General features: G+C 73.8%; 17 protein-coding genes. 11 read left to right on the top strand and 6 right to left on the bottom strand.

Translation table 11 applies throughout. The features are described 5' to 3' along the window. The first annotated feature begins 28 nt into the window (after nt 1–28). The 3 genes from AB0J46_RS32805 (at nt 29) to AB0J46_RS32815 (ending at nt 2,551) form a co-directional block, all read left to right on the top strand. A complete protein-coding gene (locus AB0J46_RS32805) occupies nt 29–979 on the top strand; it encodes a hypothetical protein (protein WP_364338036.1) in 951 nt (316 codons plus the stop codon). 5 nt (nt 980–984) lie between these two features. After that, nucleotides 985–1,944, top strand: coding sequence for a hypothetical protein (locus AB0J46_RS32810; RefSeq protein WP_364338037.1), 960 nt, complete (start codon nt 985–987; stop codon nt 1,942–1,944). A 67-nt stretch (nt 1,945–2,011) separates the two neighbouring features. Then, nucleotides 2,012–2,551, top strand: coding sequence for a CGNR zinc finger domain-containing protein (locus AB0J46_RS32815; RefSeq protein WP_364338038.1), 540 nt, complete (start codon nt 2,012–2,014; stop codon nt 2,549–2,551). Between the two features lie 105 nt (nt 2,552–2,656). Here AB0J46_RS32815 and AB0J46_RS32820 read toward each other — a convergent pair whose 3' ends face one another. Continuing rightward, entirely contained in the window at nt 2,657–4,048 is a 1,392-nt protein-coding gene (locus AB0J46_RS32820) for an MFS transporter (RefSeq protein WP_364338039.1), read from the bottom strand. 191 nt (nt 4,049–4,239) lie between these two features. Here AB0J46_RS32820 and AB0J46_RS32825 point away from each other — a divergent pair, with 191 nt between their 5' ends. Beyond that, nucleotides 4,240–4,869, top strand: a complete 630-nt coding sequence (locus AB0J46_RS32825) for an alpha-ketoglutarate-dependent dioxygenase AlkB (RefSeq protein WP_364338040.1) — start codon at nt 4,240–4,242, stop codon at nt 4,867–4,869. A 70-nt stretch (nt 4,870–4,939) separates the two neighbouring features. On the opposite strand, the gene AB0J46_RS32830 is transcribed toward AB0J46_RS32825, so the two are convergent. The 4 genes from AB0J46_RS32830 to AB0J46_RS32845 form a co-directional block, all read right to left on the bottom strand. After that, nucleotides 4,940–6,007 carry an oxidoreductase gene (locus AB0J46_RS32830; protein ID WP_364338041.1) on the bottom strand — a complete coding sequence of 356 codons (1,068 nt, stop codon included), beginning with the start codon at nt 6,005–6,007 and terminating at the stop codon, nt 4,940–4,942. A gap of 192 nt (nt 6,008–6,199) precedes the next feature. Continuing rightward, entirely contained in the window at nt 6,200–7,099 is a 900-nt protein-coding gene (locus AB0J46_RS32835) for a D-alanyl-D-alanine carboxypeptidase family protein (RefSeq protein ID WP_364338042.1), read from the bottom strand. Nucleotides 7,100–7,223: 124 nt separating this feature from the next. Further along, nucleotides 7,224–8,402 carry a glycosyltransferase family 4 protein gene (locus AB0J46_RS32840; RefSeq protein ID WP_364338043.1) on the bottom strand — a complete coding sequence of 393 codons (1,179 nt, stop codon included), beginning with the start codon at nt 8,400–8,402 and terminating at the stop codon, nt 7,224–7,226. Next, nucleotides 8,399–9,244, bottom strand: a complete 846-nt coding sequence (locus AB0J46_RS32845) for a sulfotransferase (RefSeq protein ID WP_364338044.1) — start codon at nt 9,242–9,244, stop codon at nt 8,399–8,401. The genes AB0J46_RS32840 and AB0J46_RS32845 overlap by 4 nt, the downstream gene beginning before the upstream one ends. A gap of 192 nt (nt 9,245–9,436) precedes the next feature. On the opposite strand from AB0J46_RS32845, the gene AB0J46_RS32850 reads away from it, so the two are divergent. After that, the gene (locus AB0J46_RS32850) at nt 9,437–10,423 is read left to right on the top strand and encodes a LacI family DNA-binding transcriptional regulator (RefSeq protein ID WP_357965838.1); all 987 of its coding nucleotides are present in this window, start codon (nt 9,437–9,439) and stop codon (nt 10,421–10,423) included. A 39-nt stretch (nt 10,424–10,462) separates the two neighbouring features. Next, complete coding sequence (locus tag AB0J46_RS32855; protein ID WP_364338045.1) at nt 10,463–11,107, top strand: phosphatase PAP2 family protein; 645 nt, start codon at nt 10,463–10,465, stop codon at nt 11,105–11,107. Here the strand turns inward: AB0J46_RS32855 and AB0J46_RS32860 are convergent. Then, nucleotides 11,046–12,032: a LacI family DNA-binding transcriptional regulator gene (locus tag AB0J46_RS32860; protein ID WP_352361449.1), complete on the bottom strand. Its 987-nt coding sequence runs from the start codon at nt 12,030–12,032 to the stop codon at nt 11,046–11,048. The genes AB0J46_RS32855 and AB0J46_RS32860 overlap by 62 nt on opposite strands. 248 nt (nt 12,033–12,280) lie before the next feature. Between AB0J46_RS32860 and AB0J46_RS32865 the strand changes: the two genes are divergently transcribed. The 5 genes from AB0J46_RS32865 (at nt 12,281) to AB0J46_RS32885 (ending at nt 19,548) form a co-directional block, all read left to right on the top strand. After that, complete coding sequence (locus AB0J46_RS32865; protein WP_364338046.1) at nt 12,281–14,488, top strand: RICIN domain-containing protein; 2,208 nt, start codon at nt 12,281–12,283, stop codon at nt 14,486–14,488. Nucleotides 14,489–14,563: 75 nt separating this feature from the next. Next, nucleotides 14,564–15,883 carry an ABC transporter substrate-binding protein gene (locus tag AB0J46_RS32870; protein WP_364338047.1) on the top strand — a complete coding sequence of 440 codons (1,320 nt, stop codon included), beginning with the start codon at nt 14,564–14,566 and terminating at the stop codon, nt 15,881–15,883. Continuing rightward, nucleotides 15,883–16,803, top strand: a complete 921-nt coding sequence (locus AB0J46_RS32875) for a sugar ABC transporter permease (protein WP_364338048.1) — start codon at nt 15,883–15,885, stop codon at nt 16,801–16,803. The genes AB0J46_RS32870 and AB0J46_RS32875 overlap by 1 nt, the downstream gene beginning before the upstream one ends. Nucleotides 16,804–16,816: 13 nt before the next feature. Then, entirely contained in the window at nt 16,817–17,644 is an 828-nt protein-coding gene (locus AB0J46_RS32880) for a carbohydrate ABC transporter permease (RefSeq protein ID WP_364338049.1), read from the top strand. Next, on the top strand, nt 17,641–19,548 hold the full coding sequence (locus AB0J46_RS32885) for a DUF5107 domain-containing protein (protein ID WP_364338050.1): 1,908 nt from the start codon (nt 17,641–17,643) through the stop codon (nt 19,546–19,548). Before AB0J46_RS32880 ends, AB0J46_RS32885 begins: the two co-directional genes overlap by 4 nt. Nucleotides 19,549–19,575: the final 27 nt, after the last annotated feature.

Below are 19,575 nucleotides of genomic sequence, written 5' to 3' on the forward strand. Positions count from 1 at the left end.
AACCAGGTGAGCGAAAGGATCACCACTCATGAGGCTATCCTCAGCGGCCGCCGCGCTCCTGGCGCCGGCGGTCGCCGGCGGGCTTGGGCTCCCGGCCGCCGCCGCATCCGCGCACACCGGGCCGCCGCAGGCCCGCGCGGCCTGGGTCACCGCCTGCGAGCTGCCCGACGAGGGCACGTCCCCGTGCGGCCCCTGGCACCTGCTTCTCCGTGACGGCCGCAAGGTCACCGTCGGCGACTCCGCCGCCCGCGCCAAGGCCCGCGCGACCTCCCTGTTCGCCCTCAGCGGCGACGGCCGGACCATCGTCTACCAGCGGGCCCGCGACCACCGCCTGGTCGTACGGGCGGCGGCCGGCGGCCCGGTCAGGGAACTGCCCAGGTCCCTGCGGCCCGGCGCGGACGACGCCCTCTACCTGTCAACGGCCGGCGACCGGCTCCTCGTCGGCCGCCAAGGTCACGCCGAGGTGCTCACCCTGGCCACCGGCAGGATCACCGGCCTGACCGTCAAGGGCGAACCGGCCGGCTTCAGCGGCGACGGGGACGAGGTGCTCACCACCCGCGACCTGAGCGACGGCACCAGATGGCTGTACTCCTACGGGCTCGACGGCCACGCGCTCAGGAGCCAGGCCCCCCAGTTCGTCGCCAACGCCGTCACCCTCGCGCTGTCCCCCGACGGGCACACCGTCGCCGCGTTCAGCTCCGGCGGCAGCCGTGGCGGCCCGCCCCGGATGCGCACGTACGACCTGGAGACCGCCCGGCTCGCCGACGGAGTGAACCTGCCGCTCGCCGGCGACGCCTCGCCCGACCACGCCCGCTGGACCCCTGACGGACGGCTCGCCGCCTACTCCTACGACAGCAGCACCACGAAGTCGACGGTGGTACGGGTGCTCACCGTCGACCCCGCTTCCGGCCAGGCCCGCCGTACCGACACCTACAAGGTGGGCCCCGACCCTCACACCATCGTGTTCCCGGGGGAGTGACCATCGTGAGAATCGTCCCTTTGCTGACCGCAGCCCTGCTCACCCTCACCGCCGTGCCGGCCGCCGCCGCCCAGGCCGCGCCGCACCACGGCCACGACAGCATCCGGTACGCCTCCGTCAAGGGCTGCCCGGACAAGGACGGCACGTCCCGGCCCTGCGGGCAGTGGCGGCTGGTCATGCACGACGGCGGGCGCAGGACGCTGCCCGACGCCCAGGTCGTCGCGCTCGACGCCAGGCGCAGGTCCACCGTCACCTCGCCGGCGCCGATCGCGGTCAGCGGCGACGGGCAGCGCGTGGCGTACCTCACCAAGGCCGGGCGGCTGGCCGTACGCGTGCTCGGCGGCGGCGTCACGCTGCTGCCCGAGGACGCGCTGCCGCGGGTCGCCCAGAACGAGGTGACGCTGCTGCTCTCCGGCGACGGCGCGCGGCTGGCCGTCGTGGTCCAGAGCGACCGGCCCGCCGCCACGAAGATCTTCGACACCGCGACCGGCGCCCTGCTCGGCACCGTGCCCGCCGACGAGACCCTCCTCGGGTTCAGCGGCGACGGCGACGAGGTGCTGTCCTCGATCGAGTCCGACGACTCCGTCACCGATCTGGTCGTGCGCGACCAGACGGGGGAGCATCTCGTACGCGTCACGCCGCCGCAGGTCGTGGCCGCCAACGGCCCGCAGGCGCTGGCCGGCGACGGGCACACGGCGGCGGTCGTGATCCGCGGCAGGAAGACCGAGCTGCTCACCTACGACCTCGCCACCGACGAGGTCACCGGACGCAGGAAGATCAAGCTGCCGGACGGCGAGCTCAACATGATCGACTGGACCGGCGACACGCAGGTCACGCTGCACCTGGTGTCCGGCTCGTCCAGGATGACCATCGTCCAGGTCGACACGGGGACGGGCGCCGTACGGGGCAGGGACCGGTACACCGTCCTCAAGGACAGCTTCGTCTTCGCCGCCTGCGGCGGCTGAGCCCCCGCCACGGCGGGCCGGCGTCCACGGCGGGGCGGGGGAGTCCCGCCGTGGATACGCTTGCCGCGTGGAGGTTCACTCGACCAGGGCGATGGCCGTCAGAGCCGTCGAGCTGTGCGTGGCGCTGCTGCACGAAGAGCCGACGCCCGCCTCGGTGACGGACGTCCTGCGCCGCCACGGCGAGCAGGGAGACCTCGGCCTCGACGACTCCGACGTGGCCGCGATGCGCGCGGCGGCGGCCCGGCTGCGCGACGTGCTGGGCGCGCGCGACGCCGAGGAGGCGGCGGGCCTGCTCAACCGCCTGCTCGCCGACACCGCCCGGCCGCCCAGGCTGACCAGCCACCGGGGCACGACGTCCTGGCATCTGCATGTCGACAGCGGCGACGACGCGCCGTGGGCCGAGTGGTTCCTGGCCTCGTCGGCGATGGCCCTGGCCGTGCTGGTCGCCGACCATCAGCGCGTTCCGGGCGGATTGTGCGCGGCCGCGGGGTGCGGACGGCCGTACCTCGACCTGGGCGGCGGCAGCCCCCGCCGCTACTGCGGCACCCGCTGCGCCACCCGCGCCCGCGTCGCCGCCCACCGCGCCCGCCCCCAGCCAACCCCCTGACACCACGCGCCCGCCCCTACCCGCGCCGCCGTCGCCGCCCACCGCGCCGCCCCCTGACGCCACGCGCCCGTCCCAGCCGGCCCGTCCCAGCCAGCCCGCGCCTGCTCACCGCCTGCCGGTGCCCGCGCCGCCCGCTGACGCTCGCCAACCGCGGCGGCGGAGGAGGACGCAGACGGCCACGGCCTGTAAGGCCGCGCCGGTCAGCAGGGCGGCAGTGGCCGAGTGGGTGCTCAGCGGGCCCGCCAGCGCCGATCCGACGGCGAAAGAGGTGATCTTGAGGCTGGCGCCGGTCGTGAACACCTGACTGCGCAGCCCGGCGGGGGCCTCGCGTTGCCGCACCGCGAACAGCGCCGTCAACTGCGGCCCCTCGCCCATGCCCACCAACACCGCCGCGACCACCGCGATCCAGTACGTCCCCACCAGGCCTGTTCCTGCTGTGGCGGCCAACGCCATGCCCGCGCCGACCAGCGCGGTGGACCAGGCCAGGGTCGCGTCCCACGCCGGTGTCGGGTTCCGTCGACGGGGGCCGCCGTGCCAGGCCAGGAGTCCGTTCGCGGCCAGGCCGGCTGCTGCCGTGACGGCGAGCAGCAGCGTGCCGCGGCTGCTGTCGCCCATGAGCTCCAGCCCCAGCACCGGCGCCGACACCACGAACATGCCCGCCCCGGCGCACGAGACCATCGACCCGGCGGTGGCTCGTCCCAGGACCCGGTTCCCGAGCACCGCCCGAACCCCGGCCGCCATCTCCCGCGCGACCGCTCCCGCAGCCCGTACGGGCGAGCTGAGGCCGCCGAAGCGCCGCCGCTCGCCGTCCGGCCTGCCCCCTGCGGGCAGGTCACCGCCGATCGGCCGGTTGTCTGCGGGCCTGTCGCTCGTGGGGTGGGCAAGGGCGGGCTGGTCGTGCGGCCGGGCGCTTGGGGGGTGGGCGCGGGTGGGGCGGTTTTGGGGGGTGCGGGTGGGGAGGGTCCAGGCGGTGGGGAGGGCGGTCAGGAGGAGGGCTACTGAGACGAGGACCGCGGCCGTCCCGTCTGTCGCGGCCGCGATCACGCCGACCGCTGCCGGACCGGCCAGACCTGCCACGTTGTACGTCATGGCATCCAATGCGGTGGCTCGTGCCAGCCGGCCCCGGTCGGGTCCGGAGACCAGGGGGAGCTGTCCCGTCCAGCCGCCGGTCAGTGCGGGGCCCGCCAGGCCGGTCACCACGGCCAGCGCCACCAGCGCCGTCCCGGGCACCCGTCCGACGCCGCCCGCCACCAGCAGCAGGCCGGTCGCGTACCCGAGCAGGCAACACGCCAGCAACCGGCCCGGACGGCGGGCGCGGTCCAGCAGCACGCCGAGCAGCGGCCCGCCGACGGCCGCCGAGACGGTCAGCCCAGCCAGCAGCGACGCCCCGAGCAGCGGAGAGCCGGTGGCGGCGAGCCCGGCCACCAGGAGAGCGGGCCCGGACATCTCGTCGCCGGTCCGGGCCGCGACCACACCAGCCATGTAACGCGTCAGCACCAGCAAGACGTTACAGGATCCGCGTTAAGAGATGGTCCGGGCGGGGAAGGGCTCGGGTGATCGTCCCGCGCGGGCCTCGCGTCCGCCGGCGGCGACCCGCCCGGCCTGTACGGACTGCGTACCGCACAGGCCGGGCGCCATCCAGCCCCCGAGTCGAATGTGTGTACGAACAATGACGTAGACTCGGCCTCATGAAAGCCGCGTTCCAAGCATCTCTGCTGGGTCTCGACGAGGAGCTCGGCGTCGGGCGGCTGGGCGCCACGGTCCGCCGGACGTACCTCGACCACGGAGCCTGGATCGACCTGCGGCCCGGCTGGCTGACGGGGGCCGACACCCTGTTCGCGCGGCTGGCCGAGACGGTGCCGTGGCGTGCCGAGCGCCGCCGCATGTACGACCGGGTCCTCGACGTCCCGCGCCTGCTCAAGTTCTACGACGAGGGCGAGAGGCTGCCCGACCCCGTCCTCGACCAGGCCAGAGCGGCGCTCGACGCCCACTACGGCGAGGAGCTGGGCGAGCCCTTCCGCACCGCGGGCCTGTGCTTCTACCGCGACGGCCGCGACAGCGTGGCCTGGCACGGCGACACCATCGGCCGGGGCAGCAGCGAGGACACCATGGTCGCGATCGTCTCGGTGGGCAGCCCGCGCCCGCTCCTGCTGCGCCCGCGCGGCGGCGGCCCCTCGATCCGCCGCGACCTCGGGCACGGCGACCTGATCGTCATGGGCGGCAGCTGCCAGCGGACGTGGGAGCACGCCATCCCCAAGACCGCCCGGCCCGCGGGGCCGCGCATCAGCATCCAGTTCAGGCCGCGCGGCGTCCGCTGACCCGGCCCTCCACGCCCTCCATGTCCTCCACGCCCGCCGCGGACGCCGTGCGCCCCGCGAGCCCCTCGTGCTAGCGGAGGCGGAGACGGGCTATGCGGCCCTGCTCGCCGGAGGCCCAGCAGGACAGGTCGGGGGTGCACGAGACCGTGTCGAACGAGCCGCCGTCGAAGGTCTCCCAGCGGGTCCCGCCGGTGTACGTCACGTCGCTACCCGTGGGCCCGACCGCGATCGCCGCGAACGGCAGGTGCGGCAGCCACGTCACCCCCGACCGGTACGCGGGCGGCGGGGTCGTGGCGGTCCGCCAGGTGGCGCCGCCGTCCCCGGTGACCGCGGCGGCGTTGGGGGAGGGGAGGCCGGGCTGGTAGTCGCCGCCGACCGCGATCCCGCGGTGCCGGTCGCGGAAGGCCAGCGCGAAGACGCCCTTCGCCGGGTCGGCGGCCGGGATCGGGGTGTCGGAGACGGTCCACGTACGCCCGCGGTCGGCCGAACGGAACACGCGTGACCGCTCGCCGCCGCCGGTGGCGATCCAGGCGTCCCGTCCGCCCGCGGTCACCAGGCACTGGCCGCTCGCCGCGAAACCGGCCTCGCCGGGCAGCGCGTCCGGCATGCCGGTGGACGGGAGCACCTGCCAGCTCCGGCCGCCGTCCTCGGTGGCCAGGAGGCGGAACCTGCCGTTCACCGGGTCGCTCATGGCCAGGCCGTGGCGGCGGTCGAAGAAGGCCATGCAGTCGTAGAAGGCGTTCGGCTCGTCGTTCCTGAAGGACTCGGTCCAGGTGCGGCCGCCGTCCTCGGTGCGGTAGACGCGGCCGTCCGTGCCCGTGCCGATCGACAGGACCAAGGCGCGGCGGGCGTCGAACGCCTCCACGTCGCGGAACTGGAGGGACTCGGTGCCGGGCGGGGAGACGTTCTGCCACGTGCGTCCGCCGTCCACGGTCCGCAGGACGGTTCCGCCGGTGCCGGCGGCCCACACCACGTCCCTGCTCACGGGCGCGAGACCGCGGAAGCGGGCGGTCACGCCGGTCTCCTTCAGCTCCCAGCCGAGGCCGGGGCCGGGGCCGGGGGTGGCGGCGTGGGCGGGGAGCGGGGCGGCGAGCACCAGCGCCGCAGACAACACGCTCATCGCGATGCGAACGTTCATGCCGGGCAAACTAACCCAAGAGATCACGAGCGTCCATCATGCGGACAGACGGCGACGGGCAGGCGGCGGGGCGGGTGCGCGGGTTTGGGAGGGGCAGGCGGCGCTGCGAGTGGGGGCAAGAGGGGGTGCGGGGCGGTGTGGGTGGGGGGTGTGAAGAGGTCAGGCGGCGGTGCCGGTGGGGGTTTGGGAGGGTCAGGCGGCGGTGCGGGTGGGGGCCCAGGTGAGGAGGGACTGGGCGGTGTCGAAGCGGCGGCTGGAGACCGACTCGCCCAGGATCACGCCCACCAGCCGGTGCCCGTCCCGCTCGCCGGCGAAGGCCAGGCTGTACCCCGCCGCGCGGGTGAACCCCGTCTTCAGCCCGATCACCCCCGGCTCGGCGAGCAGGCGGTTGGTGTTGCGCCAGCCGTACGCGCCGTGCTCCTCGGTCGCGGCGACCTCGTGGTACCGGGTCCCGGCCACGCCTTCGATCAGCGGCACCTGGAGGGCCTTGGCGGCCAGCACGGCCTGGTCGCGGGCGGTGGACCAGCCGTCGCCCGCCGGCGTGGGCAGCCCGTCGGCGTTGACGTACCGGGTGTCGTTCATGCCGAGCGAGCGGGCGGTGGCGTTCATCTTGTCGACGAACCCGGGAACGCCCGGCCCGTACGTACGGGCCAGCGCGTGGGCGGCGTCGGCGCCCGAGGGCAGCATGAGCGCGTAGAGCAGCTCACCGACCGGCAGCCGGTCGCCGGGCCGCAGGTCGGCGGTGGTGCCGCCGCCCTCCTCGGCGTACCGCGCGTCCTGGGGGGCGATCTCCACCATGTCCGTGGGCTTGGCCGACTGCAGGACGACGTACGCCGTCATCGTCTTGGTGAGGCTGGCGATCGGCATACGGGTGTCGGCGGCCTTGCCGAACAGGGCGGCGCCGGACCGGGCGTCCATCAGGTAAGCGGCCCGGCCGTACACGGCGGGCGCCCCGGCGTCGGCGGAGGAGGCGACGAGGGAAGGGGCCGCGGCGGATGGGGTCGCGGTCTGCGCGTACGCGGGCACGCCCAGCCCCGTGACCAGGGCGAAGGCGCCTGCGAACGCGGTGAGTCGAGCTTTCCGGTTACGCATGCACCCCAGGCTGCCGCCCGATTTGGCATGCGTTTAACGATTTGCGGCCAAATCTGTGACTGAATCGTTAGAAACCCCGTCGGCGCCGAAGAATCCGTCAGGTAGATCTTTCGTGCCGGGCCCCTCAGTGGCCCGTCCAGAGGGTGTCCGCCACCCGTTGCCCCCGCGCCAGCCCGGTGAACAGCTCCTCCCACATCGGCATCACCACCTCCGGCCCGTACGCCCGCGACGTCGCCGCCGCCGCCTCGCCCATCCGCACCCGCAGCTCCCGGTCGCCGATCACCCGGATCAGCGCCGCGGCCAGCGCGTCCACGTCCCTGGGCGGCACCAGGACGCCGTCCACGCCGTCGGTCAGCACGTCCCGCGGCCCGGTGGGGCAGTCGAAGGCGACCACGGGCAGCGCGTGCGTCATGGCCTCGATCATCACCATGGGCAGGCCCTCGAAGCGGGAACTGAGCGCGTACACCGACGCCTCGGCCAGCTCCTTCTCCAGCCGCTCGGTACGGCCGGGCAGCGTCACGTGCTCCGCCAGCCCGTGCCGCGCGACCAGCCCGGCGAGCTGGCTGCGGCGCGGGCCCGTGCCGAAGACGCGCAGCCGCCACTCCGGATGCACCCGCACGACCTGTGCGAACGCCTCGATGAGCAGGTCGAACCCCTTTTGCGGCACCAGCCGCCCGGCCGCCACCACGACCGGGTTGACCTGCCGGGACGGTGCCTGCTCCACGCGGTGGACGGCGTTCGGGATCACCACCACCGGCGTGTCCGGCAGCAGGCGCTGGTATTCGAGCTTGTTGGTCCTGGTCAGCACGGTGACCGCGGCGAACCTGCCGTAGTGGCGGGCGATCTCCCTGCGGATCGTGTCGGGGTAGGCGGACAGGTTCATGTGCTCCTGCGCGATCCTGACGACGTCGGCGGGGGTGCGGCGGGCGGAGATCAGGTTCAGCGCGGGCCTGGTCGTCACCAGGACGCCGCCGGACAGGCCGGAGACGTAGTCCATCGCGGCCCGTTCCACCCGCTCGGTGAAGTAGTCGGCGGCGAACTCCCCGCGCGGCACGATCTTGCCGCGGATCCGCCGCCACGCCCTGCGGCCGACGGAGTCGGGCTGTCTGCCCCCGCGCTGGTCCACCAGCGTGGTGACGGTGACGCGGGGGTCGATCGCGAACTGCGGGGCCTCGCGCCGCCGTACCAGGCTGACCAGCTCGACGTCGTGCCCGGCCGCGGTCATCGCGTTCGCCTGGTTGACCACCGTGCGGATCGTGCCGCCCATGCCGTAGGCGTGCAGCATCAGGTAGCGGATCTTCACGCGAGGTACCCCCAGGTCCGGGCGATGGGCTTGAGGGGTTCGGGGATCTGCTCGGGGGAGGGCAGCTCGCGGGCGGGCTGGACGGTCCCGGTCCTGATCTTGTCCCGCCAGTCGCCGAGCCCCTTCTCCAGCACCTGCTGCTCGCCGTAGGAGAGCATCCGCGGCTCCCACTCCAGGCCGAGGAACGCGCAGATCTCGCGGGTGACGCGCTCGGGCTCGGCGCTCAGCTCCTCGTACCTGACGGTCAGTCCCGGCAGCGCGGCCCTGGCCCGCTGCACGGCCTTCATGTACCGCAGGGCGTCGAGGGCGGCCTCGTCGGGGGTGCGCCGGTCGGGGGCGGCCTCGTGCCAGGACGTGGCGATGGAGGCGGGATGGCGCAGCAGGAAGACGAAGCGGGCGTCCGGCCAGCAGGCGGCGATGCGCTGGTGGGCGAAGGCGTTGGCGGGGGTCTTGTCCACGACGTACCGCTTGCCGCTGCGGACCAGCTCGCGGTGCAGCACCCGGTCCCACAGCAGGTGTTCCAGGTCGGCCTGGTTGTGCCCGAGCGCGGCCATCGCCTTGGCCGCCAGCGGCGTGCCGAACTGCACCCGCAACCGGCGTACGTGCAGCTCGTGCGGGGCGTGCAGGTCCGGGTGGGCGTTGAGGATCGCGCGCAGGAGCGTGGAGCCGGACCGTACGGGGGACAGGAGGAAGACGGGGGATTCGAGCAGCCGGTCGGTTTGCGGATCCGCGGGCGGTCTGATCTCGGGAGCGGGCGGGGGAGAAGGCGTGTTCCCGACTCGCTCGATCTGGAATCCGGTGAACCTGACCAGCGCTTTGTTGACGTGCCGCTGCCAGTTCATGGCGAGGCAGACTACCTACCCTTCCTGGCAGTTACCTGGCAGCGTCAGGCCGCCGACCAGGCGTGCCGCGGGTTCGCGGGGGCTGTTCGCGGCCGCCGCGCGGTCGCGCGGGAGCGCCCCGGGCCTGTTAGCGTTACCGCTGACAGGAGGTGAGCGGCGGTGAAAGCGAAGGGCGACAGGCCGGCGGTGCTCATGGACGTGGCCGTGCTCGCCGGGGTCTCGGCCATGACCGTCTCGCGCGTGCTCAACGCGCCCGACCGGGTCCGCGCGGAGACCAGGGCCCGCGTCATGGCCGCGGTGCGCGAGCTCGACTACCGGCCCAACCAGGCCGCACGCCAGCTCGTCACCGGCAGGTCCGGGGTGCTCGGCGTGGTCAGCATCGACACCACCCTCTACGGCCCGGCCTCCACGCTCTACTGCATCGAGCAGGCGGCCAGGCGGGCCGGCTACAACGTCAGCATCGCCAGCCTGCCCTCGCTCAGCCGCAGGTCGATGGAGGAGGGCGTGCAGCGGCTGCGCGCCCAGGCGGTCGACGGCGTGATCATCGTGGCGCCGCACGAGTCGGCCGCCGACGGCCTGCGCCACCTGCCGCCGGAGATGCCGGTGGTGGCCGTGGACGCCGGCGACGACATCCCCGTGCCGGTGGCCAAGGTCGACCAGCAGGCGGGCGCCAGGCGGGTCACCCGTCACCTGCTCAGCCTCGGCCACGAGACGGTCTGGCACGTCGCCGGCCCGGCCGACTGGCTCGACGCCAACGGCCGCATCGAGGGCTGGCGCGGCGTCCTGGAGGCCGCCGGCCGGGAGGTGCCCGAGGTGCTGCGCGGCGACTGGAGCGCCCGCTCGGGCTACCAGCTCGGCCGCCGCCTCTGCGAGAATCCCGACGTCACCGCCGTGTTCGTGGCCAACGACCAGATGGCGCTCGGCGTGCTGCGCGCGCTGCGCGAGGCCGGCCGCCGGGTGCCCGAGGACGTCAGCGTGGCCGGGTTCGACGACATCCCCGAGTCGGCCTACTTCTGGCCGCCGCTGACCACCGTGCGCCAGGACTTCGGCGAGGTCGGCAGGCACGCCTTCCACCTGCTGCTCGACTTCATGGCCGGGCACGAGCCGGAGGCGCGGCGGCTGGTCGAGCCCGAGCTCGTGGTCAGGGAGAGCACGGGAGCCAGGCCGTCCCGGGCATGACCGGCATGATCGGCGGGCAGGTGTAGGGCCGTCGCGGAGGTGATCGGCTGGATGATGCTGCTCGAACGTTTCGACGCCTGGGACAAACGGGCCTTCGACCGGGTCGCGCGCTCCGACCTGCCCGTGCTCGACGCCCTGCTGCCGCATCTGTCGTCGGCGGCCGACAACTCGGTGCTGTGGGGGCTGGTGGCGGGCGTCCTGATGATGACAGGCCGGCCGCGCCTGCAGCGGGCGGGCGTCCGCGGGCTGCTGGCGATCTCGCTGGCCAGCCCGCTGACCAGCATGGTCGTCAAGCAGGCGATCCGCAGGCCGCGCCCGCTGACGGACCTCATCCCGGTGATCCGGCGCCGCCGGGTGCCGGCGTCCTCGTCGCTGCCGTCGGGGCACAGCGCGTCCGCGGTCGCCTTCGCGGTGGCGGTCGCCAGGGACGCGCCGCTGCCGGTCGCCACCTCGGTCACGCTGCTCGCCGCCGCGGTGGCCGCCTCCCGCGTGTACGTGGGCGCCCACTACCCGGGCGACGTGCTGGCCGGGGTCGCCGTCGGGGCGGCGGCGGGCTGGAGCGCCCGGGGCTGCGGACGCTGGCTGCGCCGCACGCTGGCCGCCTGCGCCGCGCCGCAGGAGGTCAGGCGGGACCGCTGCTGGCCCGGACGATCAGGGTCGAGCGCAGTAATTGCAGGGAGTTGACCGGCGGGCGGCCCTCGTCCAGGGCGCGCAGCAGGAGCTCGATGGCCTGCCTGGTCATCTCCCTGCTCGGGACGGCGACCGTGGTGAGGGCGGGATGCGTCACCCGTACCTCGTCGATGTCGTCGTGGCCGACCACCGACAGGTCGCCGGGCACCGAGCGGCCGCCGAGCCGGGCCGCCTCCAGCGCGCCCAGCGCGAGGATGTCGTGCGTGCAGAACAGCGCGGTCACGCCGGGGTCGGCGGTCAGGGCCGCGGTGGCGGCGGTGAAGCCGCCCATCGCGGTCGGCTCCGGCGCGGTGAAGACGGCCGCGGCCGGGACGTCGAGGCCGTCACGGGCGAACGCGCGCCGGAACCCCTGCACGCGCAGCGCGTGCGGCGCGCTGCTCAGCACCGCGACCCGCTCGTGGCCCAGCTCGCGCAGATGCCGCCCGGCCAGGTAGCCGGCCTGCTCGTAGTCGATCGTGACGACGGGCAGGGTGTCGGGCACCTCGCTCTCCCACGCGCACAGGGCCACGGGGAAACGCGCGTCGGCCAGGAGCGGCAGGTGCTCGGTGAGGCCGTTGTCGCCGGCGATCAGCAGGGCGTCGACCGAGCGGCTGGTCAGGCCGGTGATGTGCCGGCGGGCCCGGTCGCCGTCGAGGCGGGTGGTGCACAGCAGCAGGTGGTAGCCGTGCTCCTCCAGGACGTTCTCGGCCTCCTCGACCACGGCCGAGTAGAACGAGCTGGCCACCGTCGGCACGAACAGCCCGACGGTCATGGTGGTGCCGGTGGCCAGGGAGCGGGCGACCAGGTTGGGCGTGTAGCCAAGCTCGGCGATGGCCGCGCGCACCCTGGCCTCGGTCTCGGGGCGGACGCGTACGCGGCCGGTGACCACGTTGGAGACCGTCTGTTTGGTGACCCCGGCCCGCTCGGCCACGTCCTGCATCGTGACCACACGGCCTCCAAGGGGGTTTGACCGGTCCAATGACGTCGTGCCGAAAGGTAGCCGCCCGGCTCGGATCTCGTCAACCATCGTGCGCATTACGTGCCTTTTGACCGGACAAGAGAGCAAGAACGCGAATTCGGGCCTTGTTTGAGCGGTCAAATCTGGCGTATGGTCCGGCCACGCGGTTCCGGCTCGTGGTTCCCCCAAGGGCGCGCCAGGCGTGGCGTGCCCGACAGAAAGGAGCACCCGTGTCCCCCCATCGCAACGTGCTCACCGCCACCGCCGCGGCCCTGACGCTGGTCCTGGGCGGCTCCCTGACCGTCCCGGCCGCGGCGGCCGCACCGCCCGACGCCACCTACACGATCACCGTCGGCTCCACCGGCCGCTACGCCCATCCCACCGACACCCCGGCCGCCACCTACATCGACAAGGACGGCACCTTCTACTTCCAGCAGTCGGCCGCCCTCTACGGCGCCTCCGACCCCCGCTACTGGGACTTCTTCACCGGCGCGAACTTCGAGACCGCCACCCGCTCGGCCGCGATCAGCGACGCGGTGAACCCGGCCAACTCCGCCGACCGCAACAACGACACGACCTGGCGCTGCAACAACAGCCCGACCGGCCTCGAGGCGACCCCCGCCGGCGCGGGCTCGGGGTACGCCCACAAGAACTACTGCGACCTGGTCGGCGTCTGGGTGGACCCCGACACCGGCGACTGGTACGGCCTGGTGCACAACGAGTTCACCCCCCAGCCCTTCGGCGACGGCCTGCACTACGACTCGCTCGACTACGCCGTCTCCCGGAACCAGGGCCGGGTGTGGACCATCCTCGGCCACGCGATCACCTCGCCGTACAGCACGAAGCGCAACGACGCCGCGGCCTTCCCCAACCAGACCTACGACTACGGCGACGGCGACCCGCGCCTGTTCGCCGACCCGGTCTCGGGCTACTTCTACGTCTACTACGGCTCGCGGATCATCCCGAAGGGCGGCGTGGGCGGCGGCAACGGCGGCCTGGCGCACGTGGCGCGGGCGCCGATGTCGGCCAAGATGGCGACCGGCTCGTGGACCAAGTGGTACGACGGCTCCTGGTCGCAGCCCGGCGTGGGCGGCAAGGAGAGCAACATGGTCCCGGTCACCGCCGCGAACCCCCGGGGCTACACGCCCGTGGGCGGCGACTACGACCCGGCCAACACCGGCACGGTCGACCAGCAGATCGCCGCCGGGGAGCTGCCGCCGAAGTCCGACCTGTTCATCATGAACATCGCCTACGACGCGCACCTCGGCCTCTACCTCGGCGAGCCGGAGGTCGTCTCCGGCCGTCAGCCGCAGCGTCTCTACGTCACCGACGACCTGTCGACCCAGCGGTGGCGCCTGATCGGCGACACCGGGAGCTACGTCTCCGGCTCCTGGTACCGCTGGTTCCTCGACGACGTCAGCAGGACCGGCTCGGCCATCGTCGGCAGGACGTTCCGCTCGTACTGCTCGATCGAGTGCGCGACCTCCAGCGGCGAGTACGCGAACCTCACCGTCACCTCCACCGCGCCCGCCCCCGCCCCCGCCCCGGCGGACCCGGCCAGGACCTACCGGATCGGCACCGGGGCGGGCCGCGTCCTGGCCCAGGTCTCCGGCGGCCCGGCGACCACCTCCGCCGCCGCCCCGACCGGCTCGCCCCTGGAGAACTGGACGTTCACCCCCAACGGCGACGGCTCCTACCGCATCGCCAACGCCTCCACCGGCGGGCTGCTCGGCGTGGACGCGGCCACGACGGCCGGCCGCGCCTGGGGGGCCAGACCGGTCGTCACCGCGCCCGGCGCCGGCGGGCCCACCGCGGGCCAGCAGTGGTTCGTGGTGCCGGGCGGGAACGGCCACCGGCTGGTCAACCGCTACAGCGGCCTCGCGCTCGCCCTGACGGCGGACGCGTCCCGACCGGCCGAGACCACCCCCGTACGCCACTGGAGCGACACCTCCGGCGGGACGGTCGGCGGTCGCCGCACGGCCGCCGAGCAGACCCTGACGCTGACCGACACCGGCGCCTCGGGCGGCGACCTGAGCGGCACCCACACCCTGACCGCCGCCGGCAAGGCCCTGGACGACCCCGACCACTCCACCACCCCGGGCACCCAGCTCATCACCTGGACCCCCAACTCCGGCGCCAACCAGCGCTGGGTCTTCACCCGCCGGCCCGACGGCTCCTACCAGATCGCCAACGGCCTGTCGAAGCTCTGCGCGGACGTCGGCGGCGGCTCCACCGCCGCCGGCGCCAAGATCATCCAGTGGACGTGCACCGGCGCCGCGAACCAGCGCTGGCAGGTCACCCCAGCTCCCGCCGGCGGCTACCGGATCGCCTCGCAGAAGAGCGGGCTGCTGCTCACCACGGCCTCCACCGCCGACGGCGCGCTCGTCACCCAGCAGGCCGACACCGGCTCGGCGCTGCAGCGCTGGACCGTCGGCTGACCCTCCTCCGGCGGGGCCCCGTCCGGGCCCCGCCGGGCCACCCCCCGAATCTCACAGGACAGGCGGTGCCGCTCGATGAGCTCATCCCGATCCCTCCCCATCCGCAGGACGTTCGCCGGGCTCGCCGCCGGCGCGCTGGCCCTCGGCCTGGTCACCGCCTGCGGCGGCGACGCCCAGGACGCGTCCGGCAAGGAGCTCGTCTACTGGTCGATGTGGAAGCAGGGCGAACCGCAGCAGGTGGCCCTGCAGGCCGCGATCACCCGCTTCACCCGGGCCACCGGCATCCAGGTCAAGGTCGAGTGGGCCGGCCGCGACGTGGTCAAGCAGAAACTGCCCGCCGCGCTCACCACGTCCAAGGTGCCGGACGTGGTCGACCAGTCCGACGACACGATCCGGCCGTTCATGGTGACCCCGGGCGTGGCCCGGGGGCTGGCGAAAGTGTACGAGGCCGACGTCCCCGGCGAGGCGGGCAAGAAGGTCAAGGACGTCATCCCGGCCAAGTACTCGCAGAGCCCGGCGTTGCGGCTGCCGGACGGCCAGCCGTACATGGTGCCCTACAGCGTGGCCGGCATCGGCCTGTTCTACGACGCCGCCACCCTCACCGAGGCGCCGCCGAAGGACTGGACGGCGTTCCTGGCGCTGCTCGGCACCCTCAAGGCCGGCGGGCGGACGGCCCCGCTCACCGCCGACGGCGAACAGTACTGGTCCGACTCGTACTGGATGAACTACTACCTCTACCGGACGATCGGCGCGGACGGCCTCAAGGCCATCGCCGAGGACCGGACCGGGCAGTCGTGGAAGAAGCCCGAGGTGCTGGCCGCCGCCCGGCAGATCGAGCGGTTCGCCAAGGAGGGCTACCTGCTCAAGGGGTACGACGCCAGCAAATACCCCGAGCAGCAGAAGAACTGGGCCCAGGGCCGGGCCGCGTTCATGATCATGGGTTCCTGGCTGCCCAGCGAGGTCGGCTCGTACGCCAGGGCCGGGTTCAAGCCCGCCTCCATGCCCTTCCCCGAGGTCGGCGGGCCGGCCAAGGGCGAGGAGGTCGTGCAGTTCGGCTTCGCGATGCCCGCCAAGGCCAGGAACGTCGAGGCCGGCGAGCGGTTCATCGCGTACCTGACGACCAAGGAGTTCGCCGACGACCTGGCCAGGACGGCCTCCGTGCTCTCGCCGCGCGCGGACGCGTTCGTGCCCGAGGCGCTGGCCGGGGTGAAGCGGCAGCTCGACAGCGTGCCCGAGACCTACCCGTTCGCGGCCGGGCTGAGCGTGCCGGGCTGGACCGACAAGGTCTACTACCCGACGGTGGGCGAGCTGTTCAACGGCAGGCTCACCGCGCAGGGGTTCGTGGACAAGATCACCGCGGTCCAGGCCGGCTTCTGGAAGAACCAGGGCAGCTGATGGCGGCCGAACCCGAGACGCGGCCCGGCCCGGCCGTGCGGGCCCGGCAGCGGGCCTTCGTCCCCATGGTCGGGCCGGCCCTGGCGCTGCTGGGCGTCTTCGTCCTCGGCCCGGCCTGCTACGCGGTGTGGATCAGCCTCCAGCAGACCGCCGGGTACGGCGACTCGCGCTTCGTCGGCCTGCGCAACTACGCCCGCCTGCTGGGCGACCCGGTCTTCCACACCGCGCTGCTCAACACCCTGAAGCTGCTGGTCGTCGGCGGCGGCGTGACGTTCGCCGCCGGGTTCGCGCTCACGATGGTGCTCAGGGAGATGCGCGGGCGGCTGATCGCCCGCAACATCCTGTTCTTCCCCAACATCGTCAGCGCGCTGGTGCCGGCCATCGTGGCGGGATTCCTGTTCAACCCCGACGGGCTGGTCAACACCGTGCTGAAGGGCGTGTTCGGGGTGAGCGACCCGCCCAAGTGGCTGGCCGTGGACAACACGTTCACGCTCATCATGATCGTGGCGATCTGGGCGGCCGTCGGGTACTACACCACGATCATCATGGCCGCCGTCGACCGCATCCCCGCCTCCTTCCACGAGGACTGCGCGCTGCTCGGGGCCACGTCCTGGCAGCGGCTGCGGCACGTCACGATCCCGCTGACCTGGGACGTGCTCAGCGTCTGCGCGCTGCTGTGGACCATCAGCTCGATCAAGGTGTTCGAGCTGGTGCTGGTGTTCGGCGGCGGCACCGCGGGCACCCCGCCGAGCAGCACCTGGACCGTCGCCCTCTACAGCTACGCGGCCACGTACGGCGGCTCCGGCTCGCCGCCCGAGCTGGGGATGACCGCGGCCAGCGCGCTGTTCAGCCTGCTGATCGCGGCGGCCGTGGTGCTCCTGCTACGGCGGGCGCTCGACCGTGAAGCCGTCCGGTTCTGAAAGGGGGCCGACCATGAGACCGACGAGGCTCGCGCCCATGAAGGCGGCCGTGTGGGCGGTCGTCGCCGCCGACGTGGCGCTGCTGGCGTGGGTGCTGATCACATCGCTGAAGAGCACCCGCGACGTGTTCGACCATCCGTGGCGGCTGCCGATCCCGCCGACGCTGGACAACTACCTGACCGCGCTGGAGATCGGGAACTTCGGCCGGGCCGCGGTCAACAGCGCGGTCGTGGGCGTGCTGTCCTCGGTGCTGGCCGTCGTGGTCGCCGCGCCGGCCGCGTACGCGCTGACCCGGACCGCGAACCGCGCGGGACGGCCGCTGACGCTGCTGTTCGCGCTCGGGACCGGCGTGCCCACGCAGGTCATCCTGCTGCCGATCTTCCTCATGCTGAGCAGCCTGGAGCTCACCTCCACCCTGACCGGCCTCATCCTGGCCTACGTCGGCACGGCCATGCCGTTCACCGTCTTCCTGCTGACCGGCTTCTTCCGGTCGCTGCCCGGCGAGCTGGAGGAGGCCGCCGCGCTGGACGGCGCCGGGGTGTGGCGGACGTTCCTGCGCATCGTGGTGCCGGTCGCCCGGCCGGGGCTGGTCACCGTGTTCGTGCTGCAGCTCATCGTCTCCTGGAACGAGACCATGCTCGCCCTGGTGCTGATGCAGGACGACGAGAAGGAGACGCTGCCGGTGGCGCTGATCGGCTTCGCCCAGCAGCAGCAGTACACCGGCACCAACTGGGGCGGTATGTTCGCCGGCGTCTGCGTGGTCGTGCTGCCCATGGTGGTCCTGTTCGCCTGGGTGGGACGCCGCGTCACCGAAGGCATCACCCTGGGGATGGGGAAATGACGACGACCGTCCGCCGCACCATGATCACTCTGCCGGTCGCCCTGCCCGGCCCGGACAACCCGCTGCCGCCCCTCGGCGAGGCCGCCGGGCCCGCGGCCGCGGTCGCCGGCGCGCCGCCCGACATGGCGTTCCAGCTCTCCTACGGCAGGCTCGCCTCCGTGCTGCCCTGCCGCGTCCAGGACGGCTACGACCGGGCGCGCCGGCCCCGCCGGGTCGAGGCGATCCAGCTCGCCAACGACCGGCTGACCGCGACCGTGCTGCCCGGCTGGGGCGGACGGCTGTACTCGCTGGTCCACCGCGACCACGGCGAGCTGCTCTACCGGAACCCGGTGCTGCAGCCGGCGAACTTCGGGCTGACCGGCGCCTGGTTCTCCGGCGGCGTGGAGTGGAACTCCGGCTCGACCGGGCACACCACGCTGACCTGCCGCCCGGTCTTCGCCGGGGAGGCCGAGGGGCCCGACGGCACGCCGATGGTCCGGGTGTGGGAGTGGGAACGCACCCGGGACCTGCCGTACCAGGTGGACTTCTGGCTGCCGCGCGGGTCGGACTTCCTGTACGTGGGCGTGCGCATGCGCAACCCGCACCCGCACGAGGTGCCGGCGTACTGGTGGTCGAACATCGCCGTCCCCGAGACCGGGCGGACGCGCGTGCTCGCCCCGGCCGGCACGGCCTGGCACTTCGGCTACGCCGGGCGGCTCGAACAGGTCCCGATCCCGGTCTGGGACGGCCTGGACCGTAGCTACCCGGCCCGCGCGGACCACGCCGCCGACTACTTCTTCGAGCTCGGCGACCGCCGTCCGTGGATCGCCGCGCTCGACGGCTCCGGCGCGGGCCTCGTGCACACCTCCACCCGGACGCTGCGCGGGCGCAAGCTCTTCCTGTGGGGACGCGGGCCGGGCGGGCGCCGCTGGCAGGACTGGCTCACCGAGCCCGGCACCGGCGGCTACCTGGAGATCCAGGCGGGGCTGGCCCGTACCCAGCTCGAACACGTGCCGCTGCCCGGCGGGGGCGAGTTCTCCTGGCTGGAGGCGTACGGGCCGCTGCGCGCCGACCCCGCCGCCGTGCACGGCGCGGACTGGACGGAGGCGGTGCGGGCGGCCGAGGAGGAGCTGGCGGCCCGGCTGCCGGCCGCCGAGGTGTCCGCCGCCTGGCGCAAGTGGCGGGCGCACGCCGACCAGGAGCCCGTCCGGATCCTGGCGGAGGGGTCCGGCTGGGGTGCCCTGGAGGTGGCGCGCGCCGGCGTCGCCACGCCCGGCACCCCGTTCCCCGGGGCCACCCTCGGCGCCGACCAGTCGCCCTGGCTGACTCTCCTCACCACCGGCGCCTTTCCCGGTCCCGAGCCCTCTCCCGGCGCGGATCCCGGGCACAGCCTCGTGTCCGCGCCGTGGCGGCGGCTGCTGGAGCGGGCGCCGGAGACCTGGGTGACGGCCTACCACCTGGGCGTGGCAGCCTGGCACGCGGGGGACCGCGCGGAGGCCGTACGCGCGTGGCGGCGCTCCGCCGAGCTGCTCCGGAACCCCTGGGCGACCCGCTGCCTGGCCCGCACCACCGCGAACCCGGACGAACAGGCCACCCTGTACCTCGCGGCCCTCAGCCAGACGGCCGGACTCGTCCGGGAGCGCCTGGCGGCGGAGGCGGCCGTCGCGCTGCTGGAGGCCGGCAGGGCCGCCGAGTGCCTGGCCGTCCTGGACACCCTGCCCGCGACCGGCCGGGCCGTCCTGCTCCGCGCCCGCGCCCTGCTCGCCGCCGGGGACCGGGACGGCGCCCGCGCGCTGTTCGACGCCGGCTTCGACGTCGATGACCTGCGGGAGGGCGAGGCCGTCCTGCACGACACGTGGTCACGCCTGACCGCCGACCCGCTGCCCGGACGCTACGACTTCCGCATGCACCCGGACGACGCCTGACCCCGTGGGCGCGGCCGGCGCCCGGGA

It is taken from the genome of Nonomuraea sp. NPDC049758 (assembly GCF_040674635.1).
Classification (GTDB): domain Bacteria; phylum Actinomycetota; class Actinomycetes; order Streptosporangiales; family Streptosporangiaceae; genus Nonomuraea.